This is a genomic window from Sulfitobacter sp. HGT1 (genome assembly GCF_013282155.1).
Classification (GTDB): Bacteria; Pseudomonadota; Alphaproteobacteria; order Rhodobacterales; family Rhodobacteraceae; genus Sulfitobacter.
This window is the reverse complement of sequence record NZ_BLWI01000014.1, coordinates 87,835-105,154: the sequence shown is the minus strand read 5'-3', so window position 1 is coordinate 105,154 and position 17,320 is coordinate 87,835. Positions and strand designations below refer to the sequence as shown.

Below are 17,320 nucleotides of genomic sequence, written 5' to 3'. Positions count from 1 at the left end.
AGCTTGGGGCGTCAAGAACGGCTAACGGTCGAGATCGACCCAGATCAGGCTGTGGCGGCTGGCTGCGGGGGTCCGGACCATGCCTGATGCCACGACGCGCCAGTCGGTTGAGGGCAGCACATAATCGACGCGCATATCGCCAAGCCCGTCGAATGTTGCGGTCGGCTGACCTTTCAGGGGATCGCGAAGGCGGGGGTGGTCCAGCAATCTTCGGATCGCCGGTTTCAATCCTTCGCCCTTGTCGGGGTCATTGTTCATATCCCCAAGCAGCACGAATTTTTCAACCGGTGGCGCGGCGAAGGCACCAGCAAGGAAGTGATCCCAAAACACGATCTCATCATGATTTCGCAGGCCGTTGCGGTCTTCGGGGCCATCAAAGACCGGCGGCGTGGCGTGGGATGTCATCAGTGTGACAGCCCCAAGCGTGGGCGTTTCAACGGGCACAACCCAGTGCCCATGGGAAGACAGACGTTGGATGTCCTGCGCGGCATCCGATGGAAAGGGGCCTGATTTTGTCACGGGCAAAGATGCTGCGGGCAGATCGCGCCACAAAAGGGCGGAATAATCCTGAACCTGATTTTTCACGACAGGGTAGCGCGACAGGATCGCCATGGCACCATCGCCGAAAAACCGGCCAAAGCCCTGCGCATCGCGCGGCCCGCCGGTCTTGCCGTCGCCATCCATATCCAAGTTTGTTTTCAGCCCCGCATTCGGGGGCAGTGCGAACCGGGTGGCATAATCGGGACCATCGCGGGCAATCAGCTCGGCAAATGCAGCCAGCGCTGTCCCTTGCAGATCATAGTCAAACCCCTGAACGATCAACACATCGGGGGACGACTCGATAATCGTCTGCACGACGGCGGTGATCTGCGGATCATCGCCTTTCAGTATATCACGCAGCAACAGGCCGGGGCCGTCTCGGGAAAGTTCGGTGTTGTAGGTGGCGATGCGGATCGGCTCGGCCGGTAAGGCTGCGGGCAGGACCAGCAGCCCTGCAATCAGGCGAGCTGCATTCCTTTTTCGTCTGCATCCGCAGCATAGGCGCGGCGGCGCTTTTGCTCGATCATGTCCGCGATCTTGCCCATGGCAATGCCGCGCATAATGATACTGGCAGGAAGAAAGGCCCATGCGGCGACTGTCCAAATCTGGGTTTGCGGGTTCTGCAATGTAATCGGGTCTATCAGATCGGCGGCTGCCTTGACTACTGCAGGGATCAGGAAGGGCAGCAGGAAACCCAGCACGATATTGATCCGCGCATCGCGATGCAGACGGTGGATAACATCGCCACCGGCGGTCGGATCAAACAAGGGCAGGTTCACCCAGACGTTAAACGCGCCCTTGCGGGCCGGCCAGTTCATGATCCGTACCAGCACAAGGAACGCGGCCATCGACATGAGCGAGATCAGATAAGCCATTCCTGCCGACACCCGAACCGAGTTGACCAGTTCATAGCTTGAATTTTCCGGCAGCATCAGCACGATCATGCGCACTGGCGAAAATGGAAAGTCCATCGCGTTGCCAATGATTGTCCCGATGGAGGTCAATGCGCTTGAGGTTACCGAGGGGTGTGCTTTGTCCTGCAAAATCAGCGTGAGCACAATCACGGTTGCAAACAGGGATGCAAAACGAAGCCGGTTAAACGGCGGCGCGTCGCGGAACTCCACTATGCTGGGGTAATTGGAGTTATATTCGACGAAGGTGAGGAAATAGGCCAGCAGCGCCACCAACATGGTGATCTGGCTGGAATCGGTTATGATATCCGGCAGCATCAAGGCTGGTGTGGCGACTAACAACGCCACAAGGATGCCACGCGCTCCCGCGCCTGATATACGTGCAATCACTAAACTACCCTTCCAAGACTGGCCAGCCGCGATACGATGCCGCGTGCTTGTTCCACCTTGTTGCCTTCGGTTCCAAAGGCCTGCCTCATTCTTGCCCAATTTGTGCCTTCTTTCGCCTTAGTTCTCAAGTCTGTTCGTTAATATGACTTAAGATATCTGGCATTTTGAAGAAGAGGGTGGTGCGTTCTTGCATCATTAGTTGGGTAAAAATAAGGCAAAACACAAGATGTAGTGGGCCACTGGGAGGGGCCCACTACATTGTCAAAAATGGATAACCACAGGTAGAATCGAGCTTAGACCCAAGGGCGTGCTTGCGATGCGCTGGCTTCGAAGCTGTCGATGGATGCGGCTTTTTCCATGGTCAAACCAATGTCGTCCAGACCGTTCATCAGGCAGTGCTTTTTAAAGCTGTCGACCTCGAAGCTGAAAACCTCGCCGTCAGAGCTGGTGATTGTCTGTGCTTCCAGATCAACTTCGATACGGGCGTTGGCCCCTTTTTCAGCGTCTTTCATCAAGACATCGACCTGCTCTTGCGGCAGGGCAATCGGCAGGATGCCGTTCTTGAAGCAGTTGTTATAGAAAATATCGGCATAGCTGGGCGCGATCACGCAGGTGATCCCGAAATCGGCAATCGCCCAAGGCGCGTGTTCGCGCGACGACCCGCAGCCAAAGTTATCGCCTGCAACAAGAATCTGTGCATCGCGGTACTGGGGCTTGTTCAACACGAAATCGGGGATTTCGTTGCGGTCGTCATCATAGCGCATTTCGTCAAACAGGTTCACGCCAAGGCCGGACCGTTTGATGGTTTTCAGGAACTGCTTTGGAATGATCATATCGGTGTCGATATTGATCAGGGGCAGGGGGGCGGCGATGCCGCTGAGGGTGGTAAACTTGTTCATGACTGAACTCCAGTTTGTGAACCGTCAGGCTGTGTTTCTGCGGTCTGTTCATCGGGTGCGTCACACACGCCGTCAATAATCTGACGAAGCGTTTTGCGCACATAAGGTTTGGATGTGATGCGATTTGAGGACACGCTGACTGCGCCGGAAACGCCGCGGGTCAAGATGCCGGAGGCTGACATTTCCCCCATCATCGCATGCGCCTGCGCCGGATTGACCCGAAGCTTGGCCATCAGATCGGCAGTGTTCACTCCAATGCGTGTGGTGCGGGCGTGGAATACCGCCAGCCCATACTGGTAACGGTTATAGCTGCCCGCCATTGCCGCCGCCGGTGCAGATGCACCGATGGCTGGCAACAGTGGCGTCAGGCTGGCCGCGCCGATCATGGAGAGAAAACTGCGTCTGTGCATGCTATGTCCTTTGTGGCTGGCAAGGGGCGAACCCCTTGCCAATGCCTTACATCATCTCGCGTACATCGGTCAGTCTGCCGGTAATCGCCGCAGCCGCAGCCATTGCGGGCGACATCAGGTGGGTGCGTCCGCCCCGGCCCTGACGGCCCTCAAAGTTGCGGTTCGACGTTGCAGCGCAGCGTTCGCCCGGTGCCAACTGGTCCGGGTTCATCGCCAGACACATGGAACATCCGGCCAGACGCCATTCAAAACCGGCCTCCTTAAAGATGTCGGCAAGGCCTTCTTCCTCGGCCTGTGCGCGTACAAGGCCGGAGCCCGGAACGATCATGGCACGCATGCCTTCCTTGATCTTCTTGCCCTTCAGGATCGCGGCAGCTGCGCGCAAATCCTCGATCCGGCCGTTGGTGCAAGACCCGATAAACACGGTGTCGATTTCGATGTCGGTCAGCGCCATGCCTTCGGTCAGGCCCATATATTCGATGGACCGTTTCGCCGCATCAACCTTGCCACCCTTGAAGTCGGAGGCAGCAGGTACTTTGGCTGTGATCGGCAGCACGTCTTCGGGCGATGTGCCCCAGGTGACCGCTGGCGCGATGTCTTCGGCCTTGATGGTGATCACCTTGTCCCAATGCGCGTCGTCATCGGAATACAGTGTCTTCCACCATGCAAGGGCGGCTTCCCATTGTGCGCCTTTGGGGGCGTGCGGGCGACCCATGCAGTATTCGTATGTCTTTTCATCCGGCGCGATCAGGCCAGCGCGTGCGCCGCCTTCAATGGCCATGTTGCAGACAGTCATGCGGCCTTCCATCGACAGGTCGCGGATTGCTTCGCCGCAATATTCGATGACATAGCCGGTGCCGCCGGCAGTGCCGGTTTCACCAATCACGGTCATGGTGATGTCTTTGGCGGTCACACCTGCCGGCAGCTTGCCGGTGATCTCGACCTTCATGTTTTTCGATTTCTTCTGGATCAGCGTTTGCGTGGCCAGAACATGTTCAACCTCGGATGTGCCGATACCGTGGGCCAATGACCCGAACGCACCATGTGTCGCTGTGTGGCTGTCGCCGCAAACAACGGTCATGCCGGGCAGGGTCCAGCCCTGCTCGGGGCCGACGATGTGCACGATGCCCTGACGCACGTCGGACACAGGGTAATAGTGCAGGCCGAATTCCTTGGCGTTGGTATCCAGGGCAGCCACCTGAACGCGGCTGTCTTCGGTCATTGTGGCCGCATTGGCGCGGTCCAGCGTGGTGGGCACGTTGTGATCGGGTACCGCGATTGTCTGATCCGGGCGACGCACGGTGCGGCCGGTCATGCGCAAACCTTCAAAGGCCTGCGGGCTGGTTACTTCGTGCACCAGATGGCGGTCGATGTACAACAGGCAGGTGCCATCGTCAGCTTCATGCGCGACATGGGCATCCCAGATTTTATCATAGAGCGTTTTGGGGGACATGTGGTCCTCTCCCGTATATTAAGTGTGGTTGGGGTGTTCAGATGGTGCGCGCAGGGGCGCAGGCAGGCAGGCGTTATAGTCGCGCCAGCACGGTGTGGGTCGCCCCGAAAAAGCGTTCGCGCAAGCGGGCGCGGTCGCAAATGTTGAACAAGTCGTCTGAAACATGTGTCATATCGCGCTGATTAGACCCTTTCGGCCCTGCAAGCAAGGATTCTGACAAGGAACATCGCGGGCAAATGCGGGCATATTGGCGAGCCGGCCATGGGGCGGGCGGATCACTGCTTGCTCAATCAGGCTGATTGTCCCACCATTGGACCAAGTTTCAAATACCTGTCCGCGAGATGCCCACCCATGACCCCTGATCCTTACGTTAGTTTTATCGAAAGCGTTCAGGCGCTGATCGCGGGCGGCATGAGCCTAGCGGAAAGCCTGATCCATCCGGGCTGGCGTCAATACCAGATCCTAATTCTGATCGTTGTGGCCCTTGCCTCTTGGGCGTTGCACCACCTGTCGGGAAACTGGATTCAATCATGGGTCCGCAGCCACGAGGGCTGGTCCAAGTGGCAGTTGCGCATGGTCGTCCAGATCAAGCGGCGGCTTGGCCTGATCTGGTTCGCCGTCATTGCGGGCATGATCTATCTTGTGATGCAGAACATCACATGGCCGTCGCGGTCTTACCTGATCGGCATTTTCGCGACATTGGTGCTGGTCTGGGTCTGTATTGCCTTTGCCGCGCGGCTGGTCCGCAACCGCCCGATGCGCCGCTTGGTGACATGGGGCCTGTGGATTTACGCGACGCTATATTTCCTGAACGTTGTCGAAGATGTGTCGGCATTTCTGGATTCGCTGGCGCTGCATGTCGGGGATTTCAGGTTGTCCCTTCTTACGGTGATTACTGCGCTTGTGGTGATTGGTTTGTTCTTCTCGATTGCGCGAATTGTCAGCCAGACGACCGCCGCGACCATTCGCAAGAACGAAGACATCAGCCCGTCGATGCAGGTGCTGGCAGTCAAAGGGATCCAGCTGACATTCTACGGCATTGCGTTCTTTCTGGGGGTCAAGGCGGTTGGCATTGACCTGACCGGGCTTGCGGTGCTGTCCGGTGCGATTGGTGTGGGCCTTGGTTTTGGTCTGCAAAAGGTCGTGTCGAACCTTGTTTCAGGGATCATCATCCTGATCGACAAGTCGATCAAACCGGGCGATGTGATCAGCCTTGGCGAAACCTTTGGTTGGATTCAGACTTTGGGCGCGCGTTACGCATCGGTTGTGACACGGGATGGCAAGGAATACCTGATCCCGAACGAAGACCTGATTACCGGACAGGTGGTGAACTGGTCGCATTCCAACGATTTTGTGCGTCTCGATATCTATTTTGGCACGGCTTATGGGGATGATCCTCATTTGGTGCGCAAACTGGCGATCGAAGCGGCCAAAGGCGTCAACCGCGTGTTGGCCAATAATGCGCCGGTGTGCCATATCGTCGGATTTGGCGACAGCAGCGTGGATTATATCCTGCGGTTCTGGATCAAGGACCCGACAGCCGGACTGACCAACATTCGCGGTAATGTCTATCTGGCGCTTTGGGACACGTTCAAGGAAAACAACATCTCGATCCCGTTCCCGCAACGCGAGGTCAGGATGCTTGGCGATGCCGCATCAACCGTATCCGAGGATTGACTTGCCGGCGGGGGGCTATGACCTATCTTAATCGCACAGCGTGTTAGCAGAGTGGTAATTCCCATGACCGGCGAACAAAAAGTGGTGTTGATCCTGGGCAGTAGCCCCAATGTGACAATCAGCCAGAACTGGCCATCCGAATGGTTTGACGACATCGTTGTGATGAACAACGCGTGGCGGGTGCGCCCGGACTGGAACGCGCTGGTCTATCCCGAAGATTTCCCCGCCGATAGAATGCCAGATGCCGTTTCAGCCCAGCAAAGTCTGATTGACGCCAACGCATTCGTGCCAGCGCAAAACGTCTATGGCGGGTTTGTCTATGCGGGGGGAACGATGGCCTATACTACAGCCTATTGGGCGCTCTCTGCTTTGCGGCCCACAGTTCTGGCTTTTATGGGCTGCGACATGGTTTACCCCAAATCGGGCAATACGCATTTTTACGGAACAGGTACCGCTGACCCGTTGCGCGATGATATCACGCTGCGCGATCTGGGGGCAAAATCCGCGCGTCTGGCATTGGTGGCTGCTGAACAGGGATGTTCCTGTGTGAACCTGTCAAAAGACCCGTCAGCCCTTCTTTTCCCGCGTGCTGAGCCTGACAGCCTGCGCAATCGTCGGGTGAACCTTGATCTGGACCGCGCCCGCTATGCTGCCCTGCGCGAGAAAGAGGACGCGTTGGGCTATCACACCCCGACCGGCCGGTATTGGGAAGACATCCGCAAGGTTGATCCCAATGCTGTGGCGGCATTGGATCAGGGCTGGCGCGACCTGTTTGTCAGATACGCGGGCAGCTGAACCAGCGGGTGGTTGGAACCCGGCCCTGTCGCGATGCGTTTTCCCCGCAAAGGAGAACAAAATGTCCGATAGAAGTATCCTCAAGTCAAAGTCCGCAGTGACCCACGACACCAACCACTATGTGTTCAGCCGGCCCGACGGGATGGCGTTCGAGCCCGGACAGGCCGCGGAGATTGCCGTTCAGAAAGACGGCTGGAAGGACAAAGGCCGCCCCTTTACCTTTACGTCGATGCCGTCCGATTCCGATCTGGAATTCGTGATCAAAACATACCCCGACCATGATGGCGTGACAGAGCAGATGTCCCTGCTGGAACCGGGTGCCGAAGTGACCATCGACGGTCCTTTTGGCGCGATCCAAGATCAGGGGCCGGGTGTTTTTCTGGCCGCCGGTGCCGGCATCACGCCATTCATCCCGATTCTAAAAAAGCGCGCCCTTGATGGCCGGATGGAGGGATCACATCTGATATTTTCGAATAAAACCGAAAAAGACATCATCCTGCGCGGCCAATGGGAGGCAATGCAGGGCCTAAAGACGACTTTCATCGTAACGGATGAAGAAGTCGCTGGATTGCACAATGGTCAGATCGATAAGTCCTTTCTGGAGGCGGAAATAAAGGGTTTTAACCAGAAATTTTACCTGTGCGGGCCCGGCGGTTTTGTGGATGCAATGCGTGACGCCTTGAAAGAACTTGGCGCGAAACAAGGCAGCATTGTCACAGAAGACGGCTGGTAAGCGCCTGATCACCTTGCTTGTCATTGAAATTTGACCCATGGGAGCATATCGTAAGGTATCCCCAGCGCCGGGGGACTGTCGGCGCGCCTAAAGGAGGACAATGTCCTGTCTACTCTCTCAAACGCAGCTCCCACTGCGCAGCCGCAGGCAGCTATGATGACTGTCGATGCAAATGTAACATCAAGCGATGCTTTGCTTGCTTCCATTCTATCCCAGTTGGACGACGATAAAGCCGAAGAAATCGTGCAGATTGATCTGCGCGGCAAGACGGCTATCGGCGACTATATGGTTGTTTGTTCCGGCCGGTCCTCGCGTCAGGTGACGTCGATTGCCGAAAAGCTGGCACAGATGGTCAAGGACGAGTACGGCCGCACGCCGCGCGTCGAAGGTAAAGACACAGGCGACTGGGTCTTGATCGATACGGGTGACGTGATTGTTCACGTATTCCGCCCCGAAGTGCGCGAATTCTATCAGCTGGAAAAGATGTGGATGCCTACTGACACACCTGAACCGCCAGCCGTAATGCCACACTAAGCCCGCAAGGCTTTTTGGTATGCGCGTTCATATCTGTGTGGTCGGGCGTTTGCGCGCCGGACCAGAAAAAGACCTGATCGACGACTACCTGAAACGGTTTGATCGAACGGGTCGCGCATTGGGCCTTGGGCCTGCACAAATCCTCGAAGTCGAAGACAAGAAAAACGGCGGGATGGCCGCGGAAGCGGCTTTGCTGCGCCGCGCTATTCCTGACGGGTCCCTGATCTGCGTTCTGGATGAACGCGGAGGGGTCGAATCGTCACCCGATTTTGCGAACCGGCTTGGCGGGTGGCGCGATCAGGGCCGCGGCGACGTGGCATTTGTCATTGGCGGCGCGGATGGCATCGCCAAAGACCTGCGCAAAGACGCGGATCACGCAGTGTCATTTGGCAAAATGGTCTGGCCGCATATGCTGGTGCGCGTGATGCTGACCGAACAATTGTACCGCGCGGCCTCGATCCTATCCGGTGGCCCGTACCATCGGATCTAAGCTTACTTGAGCTTCACTTTTTTGATGTCTTTTGCCCAACCAGCAACGGTGTCACGGGCCTGAACGCCCACTTCGGCTGTGCCTGCGGGAATCGCTATGCCCGAAAGCGACCGTGTGAGGGGCTGTTCGTCAACATGCGGGTGGATCAGTTCGCGAACGGCGATCTGTTTGCCCGAACTATCAAGAATCCGCCAAGCATCGGCGAAATGGCCCCACCCATCGTCGCCGTGGCTGATGGTAACGTCAAATGTCCAAAGCCCGCCGGACTGGTTGGCGTGGACGTTTTGAATCACGGGGTTGTCTGCGGCGGCTGCCTGCGCAGTTAAGATCATTGCGAGGGTAATTGCAGTCTTAAACATAATTCCACCAATACTATTAGCCTCAGACATAGGGCGTCGACATCAGCTTTCCAAGAGGATGCGCCGAGACTCCGAGGTGAATTCACGCCGCCAGATGATAATAAGAGTAACAATCGCGGCAATTGCCAAGGGAATGGGCCCGACCAGCCAGGCCAGACTTGCCAGCGCAAAATAAAGCGACCGCAGCCCGCGGTTGAAGCTCCGCGCTGCGGTGATGTTGATCTCGGCGGCTTTCGACGCCAGTTTCGGCGCGCGCGGGTCTTGCGTGTCGTTTGGCACAGCCGCCATCAGAACAGAGCAATAGCCGAACAGCCGGTTTGACCAGACAAATTTCAGGAATGCGTTGGTCAAAAAGAACAGCGGCAGCAGCATCTTGATCTCCCACACGATTGTGGGAAGGTCGGTCAGAGATAAATCTTCGACGACCGTTGCCATCTGTTCGGAATTGCCAAGCAGCGCCAATGTACCCCCCAAAGCGATGACGCTGGTTGAGGCGAAAAATGCGGTGCTTTGGCGGAGCGTGCCCAGAATATGGGCATCAAAGATCCGTGGTTGACGGGTGATCAGCTGAACCATCCATTCGCGCCGATGTGCCGCCATGAGCTGTGACATGGAAGGGCGTTTGGAGCCTGCGTTTTCAATCATCCAGCCAATGACGACCCAAACGGCGAAAATGCACGCCAGCGCTGCGCTATCTAGGGGCCCAAAAAGGGTGATGCGATCCATCCAAGTCATGCAATGATGCATACGCCTTACGGTTCCAGCTTGCCAATGGCATAAATTGGTCATATTATTTTACCAAATTGGAGGTGCTCGATGGAAATGCCAATTCCCAACCCGGCAATCATGGCCCGCAAAGCGCGGGTTGTTGAGCGGTTGCAGGGGGTCTTGCCCTTTGATGCCGTGATCTTTGATGAGCGCGAAACCCGCGCTTACGAATGCGACGCGCTGACCGCCTATAAATGCCCACCAATGGTTGCTGTGCTGCCGTCATCGACCCAGGAAGTGTCCGATGTGCTGCGCATCTGCCACGAAGAAGGTGTGCCCGTCGTGCCGCGCGGGTCGGGGACATCGCTTGCTGGCGGGGCGCTGCCGACAGCCGATTGTGTTATTCTGGGTGTGGCGCGCATGAATGACGTGATCGAAACCGATTACGAAAACCGCATCATCCGCGTGCAGACCGGCCGCACAAACCTGAGCGTGACCGGCGCGGTCGAGGAACACGGTTTCTTTTATGCACCCGATCCGTCCAGCCAGCTTGCCTGCGCCATTGCGGGCAATATCGCGATGAATTCGGGCGGGGCGCATTGTCTGAAATACGGCGTGACCACGAACAATCTGATGGGCGTGAAAATGGTGTTGATGGATGGTGAAATCATCGACGTCGGCGGCGCGTATCTGGATGCGGGGGGGCTTGATCTGTTGGGGCTGATCTGCGGGTCCGAAGGGCAGCTTGGCGTTGTGACCGAAGCCACCTTGCGCATCCTGCACAAGCCCGAAGGCGCGCGGCCCGTTCTGATCGGCTTTGACGACAACGAAGTCGCGGGCACCTGTGTGTCCGACATCATCAAGGCGGGCGTGCTGCCGGTTGCGATCGAATTCATGGACCGCCCTTGTATCGAGGCGACCGAGGCCTTTGCCAAAGCCGGGTATCCGATGTGCGAAGCCTTGCTGATCGTCGAGGTCGAGGGATCGGATGCCGAGATTGATCACCAGCTTGAGCTGATTTCCGAGATCGCGCGCCGGCATAACCCGGTCGAGCTGCGCCAGTCCAAATCCGCCGAAGAAAGTGCCAAAATCTGGCTGGGCCGCAAGTCTGCCTTTGGGGCGATGGGTCAGATCAACGATTATATGTGTCTGGATGGAACGATCCCCGTGTCGTCCTTGCCGCATGTGCTGAAACGTATCGGCGAGATGAGCGACCATTACGGGCTGAAGGTCGGGAATGTGTTTCACGCAGGTGACGGCAACATGCATCCGCTGATCCTGTTCGACGCGAACAAGCCCGGTGATCTGGAGCTGTGCGAGGAATTCGGGGCCGAGGTGTTGAAGCTGTGCGTCGAAGTGGGCGGCTGTTTGACGGGCGAACATGGCGTTGGCATTGAAAAGCGCGATCTGATGCATGTGCAATATGCGGCGGCCGATCTGAATGCCCAGATGGCCGTGAAGGATGTGTTCGACCCTGCATGGCTGTTGAACCCGGCCAAGGTATTTCCATTGGACGCCTCGGAAAGCCGCCGCGCGGTACAGCTTGCCGCGGAATAGGCTGAACGCTGGCCGCTGTGGTTTTGGCGCAGGGTCGGAATTGGATATTTAGGAGCCAGAGAAGAATGGACATCACTTCAGAACAAGCGCTTGTGGATGCGGTAAAAGGCGCTGGTGGGCCGGTGGCCGTTCAGGGTGGCGGCACACGCGGTGTTCCTGCGGGCGGGACGGTCCTGTCGGTTGCGGGGCTAAGCGGGATTTCCTTGTACGAGCCCGGTGCGATGACCGTCGTTGCCAAGGCAGGCACGCCCGTGGCCGAGATCGAGGCGGCGCTGGCCAAGGAAAACCAGCGTTTGGCCTTCGAGCCGATGGATCACCGGGCCTTGCTGGGGAGCAAGGGCACACCGACGATTGGTGGTGTGATGGCTGCAAATGTAAGCGGACCGCGCCGCATTTCGGTCGGGGCCGCGCGCGATTTTCTGTTGGGTGTCCGGTATGTTGACGGGCGCGGCACTGTCGTCAAAAACGGCGGGCGGGTGATGAAAAACGTGACCGGCTATGATCTGGTCAAGCTGATGGCGGGGTCTTTTGGCACACTTGGGGTGCTCAGCGAGGTGTCGCTTAAGGTGCTGCCCAGACCTGAAACCCAAGCCACGTTAGTCTTGCATGGGTTGGATGATGTGCGCGGCGTTGCGGCAATGGCAAACGCGCTTGGGAGTCCGTTTGAAGTAACAGGTGCGGCCCATGATCCTGCCGCGCAGAATACGATGTTGCGGATTGAAGGGTTCGAGACGTCGGTCACCTACCGAATGGACAAGCTGCGCACGCTGTTGTCGGCAACAGGTGCCGAGATTGATGTTCAGGGAGCAGCAGATTCTGACAGACTGTGGGTCCAAACCCGCGATGTGGCGGCGTTTCAGGGAAAGCCCGGCGATGTGTGGCGCGTATCCTGCAAACCGTCTGACGGGCCTGCGCTTGCTGCACGATCAGGTGCGCAGGCGTGGTTCTATGACTGGGCTGGCGGGTTGATCTGGCTGCTGGCGAACGCTGGCCATGATCTGCGCGCGGCGTTGGGGCCGTTTGATGGCCATGCGACGCTTGTTCGGGCCGATGTGGAAACCAAAGCCCGCTTGGGTATGTTCCACCCCGAACCTGCCGGGTTGGCGCGACTGACATCAGGGTTGCGGGCACAGTTTGATCCAAGGGGCATTTTCAACGCCGGCCTGATGGAGCACGCAGCGTGACGTTGATTGCCCTCTTTTTCCTTGTCTTTGTCGTGGGGCCGCTGATCTTTCGCGCGCTGACGAAAAGACCGCCGTCGAAAAGCGGCACATGGTTTCTGGCAGTCTTCACTTTTGTCTGCGCCGCCTGCGCCCTTGCAATCCGCTATGGGCTGACAAAAAGCTGGGGCGACGACATGCTGATGGCGGGGGTCAGCCTTTTGCTGATCTGGCTGGGCTGGATCGGCGTGCTGGCCTTTGGCACCCAAGCCCTGCGCCGCGCCCATCCCGGCCCTTCAACACGGCGTTGGACTGCTGTTTTGGGGGCCATCGGTACCACAATTCCCTGGTTCGGGCTGGCCTGGGCCAGCCTTGTCGCCGCCTGACCTTTCAGATGCCTATGGTCCATGACCTTTAATCGCCGGAGTATCCATGCAAACCACATTCACCCCAGAGCAGATGAAAAACCCTGCGATCAAACGCAGCAACGAGATATTGCGCGCCTGTGTGCATTGCGGGTTTTGCACGGCCACATGCCCGACCTATCAGGTGTTGGGGGACGAGCTGGACAGCCCTCGGGGGCGGATTTACCTGATCAAGGACATGCTGGAGAACGACCGTGATCCGGATGCCAAAACAGTAAAACATATCGACCGGTGTTTGTCGTGCCTTGCCTGTATGACGACTTGCCCGTCGGGTGTGCATTACATGCATCTGGTGGACCATGCCCGTGACTATATCGAGCAGCGGTATAAACGGCCTTTCAGCGACCGTGCCTTGCGTTGGATATTGGCGCGGATATTGCCCTATCCGACACGGTTTCGGTTGGCCCTGTTGGGGGCCAAGATCGGGCGGCCCTTTGCACGGTTGATGCCGGATGCGCGGCTGCGCGCCATGCTCGAGATGGCTCCGAAAACCATTCCGCCTGTCAGTCGCAATGACGATCCGCAAAGCTTTGCCGCCCAAGGGGCGCGCAAAAAGCGGGTGGCGTTGATGACGGGGTGTGCGCAAAAGGCGCTGAACACCGACATCAACGATGCCACGATCCGTCTGCTGACACGGCTGGGTTGCGAAGTTGTGGTGGCCGAAGGGGCGGGGTGCTGTGGCGCGTTGACCCATCACATGGGCAAAACCAATGAGAGCCATGCAACAGCGGCCAAGAATATCAAGGCGTGGTGCGCCGAGATTGACGGGCAGGGGCTGGATGCGATTGTCATCAACACGTCGGGCTGCGGCACCACTGTGAAAGACTACGGGCATATGTTCCGCAATGATCCTTTGGCCGCAGATGCCGCGCGGGTTTCAGCGATCGCGCGTGATGTGTCAGAGGTTCTGATTGATCTGAACACAGCCGATGTCACCGGCACCGTTGCGCCAAATGAACCCGCACATCAGGGGATGGTTGTTGCCTATCATGCGGCCTGTTCGTTGCAACACGGCCAGCAGATCAAAACCTTTCCCAAGGATTTGCTGAAGCAGGCCGGTTTTACCGTCGTCGAACCGGTAGATTCGCATTTATGTTGTGGGTCGGCAGGGACGTATAACTTGATGCAGCCAGAGATATCGAAGCAGTTGAAAGATCGTAAAATCAAGACGTTGCAGGCCAAGAACCCGGATGTGATTGCCGCAGGGAATATCGGCTGCATGATGCAGATCGGGTCTGCCGCAGGTATCCCTGTCGTTCACACGGTCGAACTGCTGGATTGGGCCAGCGGTGGCCCCAAACCGCCTGCGCTGGCACGGGAATATGACCCGAAAGGTGAAATTCCCAAGCTACGGTAAATATCGCCCTAATTCTGCCTTATCTTTCGATTACTTCATAGATCCACTCAGAGCGAATTCCAAAGGTAGGGAGCCTTGCCGTGCGACGTTGGGTTGCCCTTTCATTGATGTCCTTGACCGTTGCAACGGCGGCATTGTCGCAAGACGGCCATTTGCGCCGGCTGGATAGCGGTGTGGATGCGCGTGATTGGGAGGCCGTCGGCAGGCTTGATATCGGGGGAACGGGGTTTTGTACCGGTGCGCTGATCGCGCCGCGTCTTGTTCTGACAGCGGCCCATTGCCTGTTTGATCGCGACACAAAGCAACGTATTGACCATAGCGAGGTCGAGTTCCTTGCGGGGTGGCGCAATGGTCGTGCCGGGGCCTACCGCAATATCCGCCGCGCCGTGGTGCATCCGGATTATGTTTATGACGGGGTCGTGTCCTCCGAACGGGTGCGCAACGATCTGGCCCTGCTTGAACTGGACCGCGCGATCCAGAACACCACAATCGTCCCGTTCGAGACCGCCGCCCGTCCGCGCCGGGGCGACAAGTTAGGCGTGGTCAGCTATGCCAAAGACCGTTCCGAGGCCCCGTCCCTGCAAGAAGTTTGCAGCGTTCTGGCGCGTCAGGAAGGTGTTCTGGTGACCACATGTTCCGTCGATTTCGGATCAAGTGGCGCGCCGATATTCACTTTTGAAAACGGCGTTCCACAAATCGTTTCGGTGGTTTCGGCCAAGGCCCAAGTTGACGGCCAGCAGGTATCATTGGGCACGGCATTGGGCACGCCCCTTGCGTTGCTGCAAGCCGAGCTTGTCGCGGGCAAAGGTGTTTATCACAAGCCCGGCATCGCGCAAAAAACAGTGACGGCATCAGACCGCCGCCGCACAACCGGTGCAAAATTCGTAAAACCCTAGGCCGAATTTTGCTTTGATCGCGCTGCGATCAGCCCCTTGAAACCGCATTTATCCATCCCCACATCAGTTTCACCAAGATGCCTAGATAGGGTTTTGGGACTGAAACTGGGGCCTGTCCGCAACGGAAGGTCCGGATATGTAAATCGCTCAAACGAGGATGAACACCTATGCGTAATTTTGATTTTGCACCGCTTTATCGTTCCACAGTCGGCTTTGACCAAATCGCCAATCTGATGGATCGCGTCGCGACCAATGATGTCGCACAAAACAGCTACCCCCCTTACAACATTGAAAAATTCGACGACGATTCCTATCGTATCTCGATTGCTGTCGCCGGTTTTTCCGAGGCCGACCTAAATGTCGAAGTGCGTGAGAAGTCGCTGATCGTCTCTGCCCGCAAGGCGGATGACGCAACAGAGCGGCAGTACCTGCACCGTGGCATCGCGACCCGTGCTTTCGAGCGCCGCTTCCATCTGGCCGACCACGTCCAAGTGACCGGTGCGACCCATGTTGATGGCATGCTGAATATCGATCTGGAACGTCAGGTGCCCGAAGCACTGAAGCCACGCCAGATCCAGATTTCAGGGAGCCCCCGTTCTATCGAAAAAGACGTGGTTGATGCGAAGTCGGTGAACTAAGCATCACGCAAGCGAGACGAAATTGGCCCGGGGCATTGCCTCGGGTCTTTTGGGTTTGTGCTGCATTTCTGTCATCCCTTTTAGGTCATATATATTGACTTGAATTTGTCCCCGCAGCAATGTGCTCAAAACCATCCGGGGAGGGGTGTCCTATGTCCTTGCAAGAAATCTTCGCCACTCGCGCGACACGCATGAAAGCGTCTGAAATCCGCGAGCTGTTAAAGCTGCTGGATCAACCCGATATCATATCCTTTGCGGGCGGTATTCCCGACCCTGACCTGTTTCCAAAGCAAGCGTTCCAAGACGCATTTGCCGAGGCCTTGACCGGCCCGATGGCCGCGCAAGGCTTGCAATATTCCACCAGCGAAGGCCATAAACCGCTGCGCGTCTGGATTGCCAAACAGATGCAGGAAATCGGCATTCCCGCAACGCCGGACAACATCCTGATCACATCGGGTTCACAGCAAGCGCTGGATTATCTGGGCAAGCTGTTTTTGTCGCCCGGTGACACCGCCTTGGTCGGCTGGCCGACCTATCTGGGTGCCTTGGGGGCGTTCAACGCCTACGAGCCGCGCTATGACAAGCTGGACCCGCTGAGCAACCGCTCCGGTGCCGATTACGCGGCAGAGGCTGAGGCGGCGGGCGGCAAGGCCAAATTCGCCTATCTGTCGGTTGATTTCGCCAACCCCACTGGTGCCACCGTCAGCCGTGCCGCCCGCGAGCGCGTCATCGATCTGGCCGACGAGATGGAGATCGCGGTGATCGAAGATGCCGCCTATCAGGCGTTGCGTTTCGATGGCGAGGCGATCCCGCCGATTCTGGCGCTTGAGGCCGCGCGCAAGGGCGGTGATCTTGAGGCGTGTCGCACGATCTATTGCGGCAGCTTTTCCAAGACCTTGTCGCCCGGTTTGCGGGTCGGTTGGGTCTGTGCCGCGATGCCGGTGATCAGCCAGCTTGTGTTGATGAAACAGGCGGCGGATTTGCACAGCGCGACGCTGAATCAGATCGCGATTACTCAGGTGGCCGAACAGCATTTCGACAGCCATGTTGCCACAATCCGCAGCGCCTATAGTGCGCGGCGTGATGTGATGCTGAAGGCATTGGAAGAGCACATGCCGGAGGCCGTTAGTTGGACCAAACCCGAAGGCGGGATGTTCATCTGGGTGACATTGCCAGACACACTGGACGGGGCCGATTTGCTGGCCGAATCGCTGAAAACAGAACGGGTCGCCTTTGTGCCCGGTCATGCGTTCTTTGCCGACGGGTCAGGGCGCAACACGCTGCGGCTCAGCTATGCAACCTCGGACGAGGCCAAGATTGCCGAAGGCATCAAGCGGTTGGGCAATCTGATCACCAAAGCGCTGGACGCCTGAACGAAAACGGGCGGC

General features: G+C 57.6%; 20 protein-coding genes. 12 read left to right on the top strand and 8 right to left on the bottom strand.

The window, feature by feature from the left end; translation table 11 throughout:
- Positions 1-21 precede the first annotated feature (21 nt).
- The 6 genes from HGT1_RS16655 to HGT1_RS16630 form a co-directional block, all read right to left on the bottom strand.
- Entirely contained in the window at positions 22-987 is a 966-nt protein-coding gene (locus HGT1_RS16655) for an endonuclease/exonuclease/phosphatase family protein (RefSeq protein ID WP_373027895.1), read from the bottom strand.
- An 11-nt stretch (positions 988-998) separates the two neighbouring features.
- Positions 999-1,841 carry a hypothetical protein gene (locus HGT1_RS16650; protein WP_255200247.1) on the bottom strand — a complete coding sequence of 281 codons (843 nt, stop codon included), beginning with the start codon at positions 1,839-1,841 and terminating at the stop codon, positions 999-1,001.
- 293 nt (positions 1,842-2,134) lie between these two features.
- The gene (gene leuD, locus HGT1_RS16645; protein WP_176251084.1) at positions 2,135-2,740 is read right to left on the bottom strand and encodes a 3-isopropylmalate dehydratase small subunit; all 606 of its coding nucleotides are present in this window, start codon (positions 2,738-2,740) and stop codon (positions 2,135-2,137) included.
- Positions 2,737-3,150, bottom strand: a complete 414-nt coding sequence (locus tag HGT1_RS16640; RefSeq protein WP_176251083.1) for a hypothetical protein — start codon at positions 3,148-3,150, stop codon at positions 2,737-2,739. Before HGT1_RS16640 ends, leuD begins: the two co-directional genes overlap by 4 nt.
- Before the next feature lie 46 nt (positions 3,151-3,196).
- Positions 3,197-4,603, bottom strand: coding sequence for a 3-isopropylmalate dehydratase large subunit (gene leuC / locus HGT1_RS16635; RefSeq protein WP_176251082.1), 1,407 nt, complete (start codon positions 4,601-4,603; stop codon positions 3,197-3,199).
- 73 nt (positions 4,604-4,676) lie between these two features.
- The gene (locus HGT1_RS16630) at positions 4,677-4,775 is read right to left on the bottom strand and encodes a hypothetical protein (protein ID WP_037954076.1); all 99 of its coding nucleotides are present in this window, start codon (positions 4,773-4,775) and stop codon (positions 4,677-4,679) included.
- A gap of 179 nt (positions 4,776-4,954) precedes the next feature.
- On the opposite strand from HGT1_RS16630, the gene HGT1_RS16625 reads away from it, so the two are divergent.
- The 5 genes from HGT1_RS16625 to rlmH all read left to right on the top strand — a co-directional run bounded on the left by HGT1_RS16625 (position 4,955) and on the right by rlmH (position 8,832).
- Complete coding sequence (locus tag HGT1_RS16625) at positions 4,955-6,280, top strand: mechanosensitive ion channel domain-containing protein (RefSeq protein WP_176251081.1); 1,326 nt, start codon at positions 4,955-4,957, stop codon at positions 6,278-6,280.
- A gap of 63 nt (positions 6,281-6,343) precedes the next feature.
- The gene (locus HGT1_RS16620) at positions 6,344-7,075 is read left to right on the top strand and encodes a hypothetical protein (RefSeq protein ID WP_176251080.1); all 732 of its coding nucleotides are present in this window, start codon (positions 6,344-6,346) and stop codon (positions 7,073-7,075) included.
- Between the two features lie 61 nt (positions 7,076-7,136).
- A complete protein-coding gene (locus HGT1_RS16615) occupies positions 7,137-7,808 on the top strand; it encodes an FAD-binding oxidoreductase (RefSeq protein ID WP_176251079.1) in 672 nt (223 codons plus the stop codon).
- Positions 7,809-7,964: 156 nt separating this feature from the next.
- Positions 7,965-8,342 carry a ribosome silencing factor gene (rsfS, locus tag HGT1_RS16610; RefSeq protein WP_176251078.1) on the top strand — a complete coding sequence of 126 codons (378 nt, stop codon included), beginning with the start codon at positions 7,965-7,967 and terminating at the stop codon, positions 8,340-8,342.
- Positions 8,343-8,361: 19 nt separating this feature from the next.
- Entirely contained in the window at positions 8,362-8,832 is a 471-nt protein-coding gene (gene rlmH / locus HGT1_RS16605) for a 23S rRNA (pseudouridine(1915)-N(3))-methyltransferase RlmH (RefSeq protein WP_176251077.1), read from the top strand.
- Positions 8,833-8,834: 2 nt separating this feature from the next.
- Here the strand turns inward: rlmH and HGT1_RS16600 are convergent, their stop codons facing one another.
- Together HGT1_RS16600 and HGT1_RS16595 are read right to left on the bottom strand one after the other, a co-directional pair.
- Positions 8,835-9,191 (bottom strand): hypothetical protein, encoded by a 357-nt coding sequence (locus tag HGT1_RS16600; protein ID WP_176251076.1) that lies wholly within the window; start codon positions 9,189-9,191, stop codon positions 8,835-8,837.
- Between the two features lie 42 nt (positions 9,192-9,233).
- The gene (locus tag HGT1_RS16595) at positions 9,234-9,926 is read right to left on the bottom strand and encodes a DUF599 domain-containing protein (protein WP_176251075.1); all 693 of its coding nucleotides are present in this window, start codon (positions 9,924-9,926) and stop codon (positions 9,234-9,236) included.
- An 81-nt stretch (positions 9,927-10,007) separates the two neighbouring features.
- Between HGT1_RS16595 and HGT1_RS16590 the strand changes: the two genes are divergently transcribed.
- The 7 genes from HGT1_RS16590 to HGT1_RS16560 all read left to right on the top strand — a co-directional run bounded on the left by HGT1_RS16590 (position 10,008) and on the right by HGT1_RS16560 (position 17,305).
- Positions 10,008-11,456 (top strand): FAD-linked oxidase C-terminal domain-containing protein, encoded by a 1,449-nt coding sequence (locus HGT1_RS16590; protein ID WP_176251074.1) that lies wholly within the window; start codon positions 10,008-10,010, stop codon positions 11,454-11,456.
- 65 nt (positions 11,457-11,521) lie between these two features.
- Positions 11,522-12,640 (top strand): FAD-binding protein, encoded by a 1,119-nt coding sequence (locus HGT1_RS16585; protein ID WP_176251073.1) that lies wholly within the window; start codon positions 11,522-11,524, stop codon positions 12,638-12,640.
- Positions 12,637-13,002: a hypothetical protein gene (locus HGT1_RS16580; RefSeq protein WP_176251072.1), complete on the top strand. Its 366-nt coding sequence runs from the start codon at positions 12,637-12,639 to the stop codon at positions 13,000-13,002. Before HGT1_RS16585 ends, HGT1_RS16580 begins: the two co-directional genes overlap by 4 nt.
- 46 nt (positions 13,003-13,048) lie before the next feature.
- On the top strand, positions 13,049-14,398 hold the full coding sequence (gene glcF, locus HGT1_RS16575) for a glycolate oxidase subunit GlcF (protein ID WP_176251071.1): 1,350 nt from the start codon (positions 13,049-13,051) through the stop codon (positions 14,396-14,398).
- Positions 14,399-14,505: 107 nt separating this feature from the next.
- Complete coding sequence (locus HGT1_RS16570) at positions 14,506-15,294, top strand: serine protease (protein WP_176251111.1); 789 nt, start codon at positions 14,506-14,508, stop codon at positions 15,292-15,294.
- Between the two features lie 167 nt (positions 15,295-15,461).
- Positions 15,462-15,932: an Hsp20 family protein gene (locus tag HGT1_RS16565; protein WP_176251070.1), complete on the top strand. Its 471-nt coding sequence runs from the start codon at positions 15,462-15,464 to the stop codon at positions 15,930-15,932.
- Positions 15,933-16,084: 152 nt separating this feature from the next.
- Positions 16,085-17,305 carry a PLP-dependent aminotransferase family protein gene (locus HGT1_RS16560; protein WP_176251069.1) on the top strand — a complete coding sequence of 407 codons (1,221 nt, stop codon included), beginning with the start codon at positions 16,085-16,087 and terminating at the stop codon, positions 17,303-17,305.
- The last annotated feature ends 15 nt before the right edge of the window (positions 17,306-17,320 follow it).

Excerpts from the sequence above, each read along its gene's own strand:
- leuD (WP_176251084.1), bottom strand. The coding sequence starts at position 2,740 with ATGAACAAGTTTACCACCCTCAGCGGCATCGCCGCCCCCCTGCCCCTG.
- HGT1_RS16615 (WP_176251079.1), top strand. The coding sequence starts at position 7,137 with ATGTCCGATAGAAGTATCCTCAAGTCAAAGTCCGCAGTGACCCACGAC.
- HGT1_RS16600 (WP_176251076.1), bottom strand. The coding sequence starts at position 9,191 with ATGTTTAAGACTGCAATTACCCTCGCAATGATCTTAACTGCGCAGGCA.
- HGT1_RS16620 (WP_176251080.1), top strand. The coding sequence starts at position 6,344 with ATGACCGGCGAACAAAAAGTGGTGTTGATCCTGGGCAGTAGCCCCAAT.
- rsfS (WP_176251078.1), top strand. The coding sequence starts at position 7,965 with ATGACTGTCGATGCAAATGTAACATCAAGCGATGCTTTGCTTGCTTCC.
- HGT1_RS16590 (WP_176251074.1), top strand. The coding sequence starts at position 10,008 with ATGGAAATGCCAATTCCCAACCCGGCAATCATGGCCCGCAAAGCGCGG.
- HGT1_RS16625 (WP_176251081.1), top strand. The coding sequence starts at position 4,955 with ATGACCCCTGATCCTTACGTTAGTTTTATCGAAAGCGTTCAGGCGCTG.
- HGT1_RS16585 (WP_176251073.1), top strand. The coding sequence starts at position 11,522 with ATGGACATCACTTCAGAACAAGCGCTTGTGGATGCGGTAAAAGGCGCT.
- HGT1_RS16570 (WP_176251111.1), top strand. The coding sequence starts at position 14,506 with ATGTCCTTGACCGTTGCAACGGCGGCATTGTCGCAAGACGGCCATTTG.
- leuC (WP_176251082.1), bottom strand. The coding sequence starts at position 4,603 with ATGTCCCCCAAAACGCTCTATGATAAAATCTGGGATGCCCATGTCGCG.
- glcF (WP_176251071.1), top strand. The coding sequence starts at position 13,049 with ATGCAAACCACATTCACCCCAGAGCAGATGAAAAACCCTGCGATCAAA.
- HGT1_RS16595 (WP_176251075.1), bottom strand. The coding sequence starts at position 9,926 with ATGACTTGGATGGATCGCATCACCCTTTTTGGGCCCCTAGATAGCGCA.
- HGT1_RS16560 (WP_176251069.1), top strand. The coding sequence starts at position 16,085 with ATGTCCTTGCAAGAAATCTTCGCCACTCGCGCGACACGCATGAAAGCG.
- HGT1_RS16640 (WP_176251083.1), bottom strand. The coding sequence starts at position 3,150 with ATGCACAGACGCAGTTTTCTCTCCATGATCGGCGCGGCCAGCCTGACG.
- HGT1_RS16630 (WP_037954076.1), bottom strand. The coding sequence starts at position 4,775 with ATGACACATGTTTCAGACGACTTGTTCAACATTTGCGACCGCGCCCGC.
- HGT1_RS16565 (WP_176251070.1), top strand. The coding sequence starts at position 15,462 with ATGCGTAATTTTGATTTTGCACCGCTTTATCGTTCCACAGTCGGCTTT.
- rlmH (WP_176251077.1), top strand. The coding sequence starts at position 8,362 with ATGCGCGTTCATATCTGTGTGGTCGGGCGTTTGCGCGCCGGACCAGAA.